Raw genomic sequence first — 2,645 nt, 5'->3', positions numbered from 1 at the left:
TTCTTCGCCGTCGCCGTCGTCGCCGGGTGTTTCTTCGCCGTCGCCGTCGTCGCCGGGTGTTTCTTCGCCGTCGCCGTCGTCGCCGGGTGTTTCTTCGCCGTCGCCGACGTCGCCGGGTGTTTCTTCGCCGTCTCCGAGCGGTCCTCCCGGTGACGTTTGTCAGCAGATCATCGGGGGTCGTGCCACGATGACGATTCCCGGAGATATAACGGCTCGCTACAAGTGGGGAGTTGGTGGAGGGACCAACGCCGATGGGTGGACCTCCGGCTCGTCCACCTATGTGCGTCTCTATGGCTACACCGACAATTCGCTGACCGAGGTGACCTACACCGCGACCGCTGCTCAGGGATTCAGGTTCGTGTCGGGCACGCAGCTTCAGGTGGTTACCGGAAGTGAAACTGGTATGGGCGAGGTCTACATGAATGGATACCAGGCCTCAGTTTCTGGGATTGGTACCCCCGTCGTGAGTGCGGATGGGCGGACTATCACCCTGACGGTGGAAACCATGGTGGCAAAGTCCGGTTTCGCCCTCACTGTGGAGACTATCGCTGAGGCAACTGCCAGCGGGGAATACGTTATCGAAGGGGAACTCCGGGGTCAGCTCGAAGGCTGCGGCTTGACAACCACTGGGCGTACGACACCGACACCCGCAGGCACCCCGGCTCCCGGCGGTTCGCCGACGCCGCTGGGGCCGGCCATGCCGCCGCCAGCGTCCCCGAGGCCGATCCCGGTGGGCTCGCCTACTCCAGGCTCACCACAGGTCCCGGTCGGGCCGCCCGTGCCGCCGTCGGGCACGCCGACTTCAACTGTGCCGGGTACGGTGACATCGCCTGGGCCGGGTCCGGGTACGTCGACTGTTCCCGCTGCTCCGGTGACGCCGCCGTCGGATAAGACGGCTCCTGCGGTGCCAGAGACGTCGACTGTTCCGGCCGGTCCGCTGGTCCCGCCGTCGGACAAGACATCAAAGGAGGCCCCAGCGGTGCCTGGACCCCCGTCGCCACCGTCGGACAAGACCGTGCCTGCGGTGCCGGTCGCACCCGCACCGTCCGCGACAGCTGGTCAGCATGTGGTGCCGGGCAAGGTGCAGACCGATGCTGGCACGTCGCATCCGGGCCAGGTTGTCGGATCCGTCGCTGCGCTGGCGACGCTCGGGCTGGCCGCAGCGGCTGGCATGAGTGGTGGCAGGAGGCCCCGCCGTCACTGAGCGACACGTGGTGCGCGCTGCCATCGTTGCCGTGGCGACGGTGGTAGCTGCGCTGGTGGCAGTCCAGATCTGGATTCCTCGTTCGATGGCGCCGCCTCGGGGCCCGTTGGCAGCAACGGCCCCCGAGGGGGACGCCGTCGGAGCCGCGACTCCTACGGCCCAGTTGGTTGATATGGAGGGCCTCCCTACCCGGATCATCGTCGAGCAGGGCGACAATCAACTGGTCGATGCCGAGATCTCGCTGATCCAGCTAGATAAGAAGGGATGGCTTGCACCGCCACCCGGTGTGGCGGGTTGGTATGGGCCACCACAGTGGGAGACGCGACCCGGTGATCTGTCCCCGTACCGCGGCATTGTGGTGGGTCACAATGTCCATCGTGGGCAGCCGGATGTCTTCTACAAGCTTGGTGAGGTTCGCGGTGGCGCTTTGATCCGGATGACCTTCGAACTCGATGGACTCGAAGAGGAGGCGACTTTCCGCGTGCTAGCCGATGCTGTTTCGGCGCCGAAAGATGTTGTGACGGGCGAGGCTGATGACACCTATAGCTGGGTGTGGCAGTCAGACCGGCCGGAGCGGATGATCACGCTGATCAGCTGTGATCTGGATGCGCCACATGACCCCGACGGTCATTCGCTCAACAACTGGATTGTTCAGGCGGAGCGGGTGTCCTGATGGCGGCGCTGAATAGGTTCGTGGCAGGCTGCGTGCTAGTCTAGCGAAGCTGTCTTGTGGCAGGCGCGAGTGGCGGAATTGGTAGACGCGCACGGTTCAGGTCCGTGTGCCCGCAAGGGCGTGGAGGTTCAAGTCCTCTCTCGCGCACTGGTTGTATTGAACGGCAGTCGTCGTGGCGGCGAACCGGTGCGGCAGAAGACGCGCATGGAGGATGGGAAGGGCGCCTGCCTCCGGGCGGGATGATCCGCAGCGATATCCCGGTGGTACAACGGCATAGCCCGCGTTAGCGTGAACCGGACGTGAATGTCCAGATCAGATACACGGCGATTAGGCCCAACGCGATGATCCATGCCCACCGCCCCAGCCGGGCACTCTGCCGCATCCGAGCCTCCTCCTCCGCCCGACGTTCCCGCATCGGCGCCGAAATCATCGGGGTTCCCCCGTCCGCCGGGGCCGGAGGCTGTCCCTTTTCCGGTGGTGGGACCGCCTCTGTGTGAGGCTCGGCTAGGTCTGGTGCCGGCCGCAGCATCTTCTCCGGTGGAACGATGATCTCTTGCTCGAACCATCCGTAGGCGCCGCTGTGTTCGCAGATCGCTCTGCTGAGCTGCTCGACCAGCCGTATCGACGACGGGCCCTTCGCCCCGAAACTGAGGACGCTGTCCCCGAGCCCGTCGGGAACCGGAACCTCAGAAGACGCATTCCAGTCCGCCGCAGTGGTAAAAGCGTATTCGCACACCGTCTCCTCGCCATCGAGCTGGAATGTGAGCA

At 65.1% G+C, this 2,645-nt stretch carries 2 protein-coding genes, 1 tRNA gene and 1 pseudogene; 3 read left to right on the top strand and 1 reads right to left on the bottom strand.

Going from position 1 to position 2,645, the window contains the following annotated elements; all coding sequences use genetic code 11:
* Positions 1 to 904: 904 nt before the first annotated feature.
* The 3 genes from ACK5M9_RS08160 to ACK5M9_RS08150 all read left to right on the top strand — a co-directional run bounded on the left by ACK5M9_RS08160 (position 905) and on the right by ACK5M9_RS08150 (position 2,024).
* On the top strand, positions 905 to 1,204 hold the full coding sequence (locus ACK5M9_RS08160) for a hypothetical protein (protein WP_416892669.1): 300 nt from the start codon (positions 905 to 907) through the stop codon (positions 1,202 to 1,204).
* Positions 1,205 to 1,235: 31 nt separating this feature from the next.
* Entirely contained in the window at positions 1,236 to 1,877 is a 642-nt protein-coding gene (locus ACK5M9_RS08155; protein ID WP_416892668.1) for a class F sortase, read from the top strand.
* A 63-nt stretch (positions 1,878 to 1,940) separates the two neighbouring features.
* Positions 1,941 to 2,024, top strand: a tRNA-Leu gene (locus ACK5M9_RS08150).
* Positions 2,025 to 2,160: 136 nt separating this feature from the next.
* On the opposite strand, the pseudogene ACK5M9_RS08145 reads toward ACK5M9_RS08150, so the two are convergent.
* A pseudogene (locus tag ACK5M9_RS08145) lies at positions 2,161 to 2,645 on the bottom strand (hypothetical protein); the annotation flags it as partial.

Origin of the sequence: Mycobacterium sp., assembly GCF_047975165.1 — a bacterium.
Taxonomy (GTDB): domain Bacteria; phylum Actinomycetota; class Actinomycetes; order Mycobacteriales; family Mycobacteriaceae; genus Mycobacterium.
Note: the sequence above shows the minus strand (reverse complement) of the source record. Positions and strands in the feature narration are given on the sequence as shown.